Here is a 3,865-nt window from a genome sequence, read left to right on the forward strand (position 1 = left end):
CGTAGCCCGACATGTCGGGCAGGTTCAGATCGAGGAGGATGATGTCGTAATCGTACAGCTTACCGAGATCGACACCCTCTTCCCCGAGGTCGGTGATGTAGGTGTTGAAGTTCTCGGACTTGAGCATCAGTTCGATGCTCTGCGCGACGCTGACGTCGTCTTCGATCAGGAGAACGCGCATAGGGTTACCTTCATGCTTCTGCACATCATACATACTCAACGATACCGAAACATTAACGATCGCATTTCGGAATACTCCGTCATGGAGCAGACACTATCGTCGGAAGAACTCCGGTTCAAAGGCCGTTTTTCCCTCACAAGGCACTCGCACAGGGCAGATTACGGGACCAGTGCTTGGCGAGGCCAGGGCGACGGCCGAAGGCAGGAAGGAAGACAACTGCAACAACGCATTCATCAATTTCTAAATGTAGATCCAGAATGCCGGTTGGGGGAATTTTTGGTATCATCCCTTAATTAGGATGTGGCACAGTTATGCTGTAGGATAGGCACATCGTAGTCGAGGACGACGTCGTGCCCTACCCCGATCTTAGGCTTGTCGCAACTTCTGATAGTCCAGACAGTGAGGTGATCTTGCGACATGCGGGCACGTTGTTTTCTGATCATGACACGGCCATAGGCGCGCATGAAGAATTTGGCGATAACTCTAGCATAGACACAACAAAACAGAGCCGTCTATTTGAGGCCGCTTTGCAGAACATGATCCAAGGCTTATGCATGTTCGACGCAGAATCCCGACTCGTCGTGTCGAACAAGCGCTACCGAGATATCTTCGGTATCCCGCAGGACATGATCCTCACGGGCATGACCCAGCACGAGATCTGCGCCTCGCTGGTCGCGCGCGGCCTCTACTCGCCGGGCCTCACTCTCGAGGAGATTGAGCGCAGCAGCCGGGACGCTCTGCAATCGATCGAGCCGGTACCGATCACGCGCGAACTTACCAATGGGCGCACGCTGGCGATCAACTATCGCGTCATGGACGGCGGCGGCTGGGTCTCGACATTCGAGGATATCACAGAGCAGCGCCGAAGCGCGGAGCGTATCGCCCACCTGGCCCATCACGACGCCCTGACCGACCTCGCCAACATCCGGGCGATGCGCCAGGGCTACCGTGACTTGGTTAAGGCGCGTGAGGAGGCGCGGCCGCTGCTGGCGATGTTCTACATCGACCTCGACCGGTTCAAATTCGTCAACGACACCTACGGGCATGCTGCCGGCGACGAGCTCCTGCAGGAGGTCGCCGCGCGGCTGCGGAGGAACACGCGGCGGGGCGATGTGGTGGGCCGCCTCGGCGGCGACGAGTTCGCGCTTGTGCAGCGTGTGAGTGTCGAGGCAGCCGCGACGTCGACCGCCCAGCGCCTCGTCGACGTCCTGTCGGAGCCGTTCGATCTCGCGTGCGGCCGCGTCCATACCGGCGCCAGCATCGGCCTCGCGATCCGCGCGGTCCAAGACCTGGACATGGACCCGCTGCTGCACGATGCCGACCTCGCCCTGCGCCATTCGAAGACCGAGGGGCGCGGCATCGTCAGCGTCTTCGAAGCCAGCATGTCGGAGGCCTTCGAGGCGCGTCGGCAGATCGAAGCCGACCTCCAGGCCGCGCTGACGGCGGAGCAGTTCGAGTTGCACTACCAGACCCTCGTCGATGCCCGCGACGGACACGTCGCCTGCGTCGAGGCGCTGGTGCGCTGGCGCCATCCCACGCGCGGCATGATCCAGCCGCTGTCGTTCATCCCCTTGGCGGAGGAGACCGGTCTCATCCTACCCCTCGGCCGCTGGATCCTGGAGCGCGCCTGCCGGGATGCCCTGGCATGGCCCGATCATATCGCCGTCGCCGTCAACGTCTCCAGCGTCCAGATGCGGCAGAAGGGGTTCGGCGCGGAGGTGCTTGCCGTGCTGGCGGAGACCGGTCTGGCCGCCGCGCGGCTGGAGGTCGAGATTACCGAGACCTCGCTGCTGGAAGAGAGCGAGGCGACCCGGGACAATCTCGCCGCGCTGCACGACGCTGGCATCCGGATCGCCATGGACGATTTCGGCACCGGCTACTCGTCCTTGAGCTATCTGCGTCGGTACCCAATCGACAAGATCAAGATCGATCGCTCGTTCACGAGCGAGGCCGAGACGAGCGCCGACGCGCGCGCCATCATCCGGGCGGTGGTGGGCCTGGGGGTCAGCCTGGGCATCACCACGGTGGTCGAGGGCGTCGAGACGGCGCAGCAACTGGAACTCGCCCGGGCCGAGGGCGTTGGGCAGGTCCAAGGCTACCTCCTGAGCCGGCCGCAGCCACAAGCCGCGCTGTCGCGAACAGGTCTTCCGAAGCACGTCTGGTAAGCCGTGCGGGCTTCGTCGGGACCGAAGTCGTCCACTGGCGGAGCCGGCGCTACCCCCGCCGAGAAGGTCGATACCGAAGCTGCTGTATTAGGGTGTGAACCCAACCAAGGCGTTGCAGGGTTTGTCGTTTTGTGATTCCAGGCGGCCATTTTGCGGCTTGGAGGTGGCGATGGCAGACCTGTTCTGGCTCTCGGATGGGCAGTGGGCGGTGATCGAACTGTTCATGCCCAAGGATCAGCCTGGACCCGAGCGCAAGGACGACCGGCAGATCATTTCGGGCATCCTGCACGTGCTGACATCGGGCTGTCGCTGGCGCGATTGCCCGGCCGCCTACGGTCCGCGCACCACGGTCTACAACCGCTTCAACCGCTGGTCGCGGCGCGGCTTCTGGAAAGCCATGCTCGCCGCGCTGGCCGAGGCCGGATGGGCGGGCGATGCGGCTGCCCTCGACAGCAGCTACGTCCGAGCCCACCGCTCAGCCCATGGCGGCAAAGGGGGGCAAAGGCACAGGCTATCGGCCCGTCGCGCGGCGGCCAGACCACCAAGATCCACGCGCTCACCGATGTCCTCGGCCGTCCAGGCGTCCTGCTGCTGACGCCGGGCAACGCCAGCGACGTGACCACCGCCCCGGCGGTGCTGGCCGAAGCGCCTGGCCGGATCCGGCGACTGGCCGCCGACAAGGGCTACGACGCCGACTGGCTCCGCGCTGACCTACGCAAGAGCGGCATTACGCCGATCATCCCGGGCAAACGCGGCCGAAAGCGGAAGATCCGCCATGACAGGCCCCGCTATCGGGAGCGGTGGCGGATCGAGGCTACCTTCAACCGCCTCAAAGACTTCCGCCGGATTGCCACCCGCTACGACAAACTCGCCCGCAACTACGCCTCGGCCCTCGCTCTGGCCGCCGTCATCGCATTCTGGTGCTGATCGAGTCCAAACCCTAGGGTGAACGTCTCGGCTTCCGGGTCGAGCTCTTCGAAGGTCGCAATCACGTGGCCCGCAGCCCCCTTCGTCAAATCGGCGACGAAGTCCCTAGGGTAGTAGCCTTTTTCCGATGGGAAGTGTCGGTGCCACCAATGAGCGCCCTCGATGGTCATGGGAGATGCGAATTTGACCCCGTCGCCATCGCGAAAAGCTTTAGGCCATCCTCTGGGCAAACACATACGCGTCCTTTGGTCTACCGACGCCTCACGCCATCTTACCGTGCATAAGGCAAGCGACAATCGGCGAAGGTGCCGATGCCCGATGTGACGGTACCCCTATTGAAGCAGAGCGGTGACCCCGGCTACGACTCCGCTCGCGACCACGCCGCCGCCAGCCTGCACCCCAAGATCCTTGATGGCCGCGAGAGTCCGGCCGAGTCGCCCCGCGTCGGGGGAGGGCTTGCTGGCCTCGGCCTGCGCCTCGTCCACGGCGCCCCTCATCATGAACTGTGCGCCACCCTGGCCGAGCAAGGCGTGACGACCAGCACGAGCGGCCTGTCACGCTTCTTCGCCCGCCACCGCATCACCCGCAAAAG

The 3,865-nt window shown here is 63.7% G+C and carries 3 protein-coding genes and 1 pseudogene; 3 read left to right on the forward strand and 1 reads right to left on the reverse strand.

The window, feature by feature from the left end:
• On the reverse strand, nt 1–181 hold a 181-nt coding region (locus ACQKQD_RS33995; protein ID WP_427510986.1), incomplete at its 3' end, for a response regulator.
• 536 nt (nt 182–717) lie between these two features.
• Here ACQKQD_RS33995 and ACQKQD_RS34000 point away from each other — a divergent pair.
• The 3 genes and pseudogenes from ACQKQD_RS34000 to ACQKQD_RS34010 form a co-directional block, all read left to right on the forward strand.
• Nucleotides 718–2,346, forward strand: a complete 1,629-nt coding sequence (locus ACQKQD_RS34000) for a putative bifunctional diguanylate cyclase/phosphodiesterase (RefSeq protein ID WP_427510988.1) — start codon at nt 718–720, stop codon at nt 2,344–2,346.
• A 169-nt stretch (nt 2,347–2,515) separates the two neighbouring features.
• Nucleotides 2,516–3,273 (forward strand): IS5 family transposase gene (locus tag ACQKQD_RS34005; protein WP_427510987.1). Its coding sequence is split into 2 segments (ribosomal slippage): nt 2,516–2,852 and nt 2,852–3,273, totalling 759 coding nucleotides; the frame shifts between segments, so codons are not numbered across the junction.
• A 311-nt stretch (nt 3,274–3,584) separates the two neighbouring features.
• Nucleotides 3,585–3,865: pseudogene (locus ACQKQD_RS34010) on the forward strand (hypothetical protein); the annotation flags it as partial.

The sequence above is a fragment of the Methylobacterium sp. NPDC080182 genome, assembly GCF_050281105.1.
Lineage (GTDB): Bacteria > Pseudomonadota > Alphaproteobacteria > Rhizobiales > Beijerinckiaceae > Methylobacterium.

What these genes read in the sequence shown, in the direction of transcription:
- ACQKQD_RS34000 (WP_427510988.1), top strand. Translation starts at nt 718, where the DNA reads ATGATCCAAGGCTTATGCATGTTCGACGCAGAATCCCGACTCGTCGTG.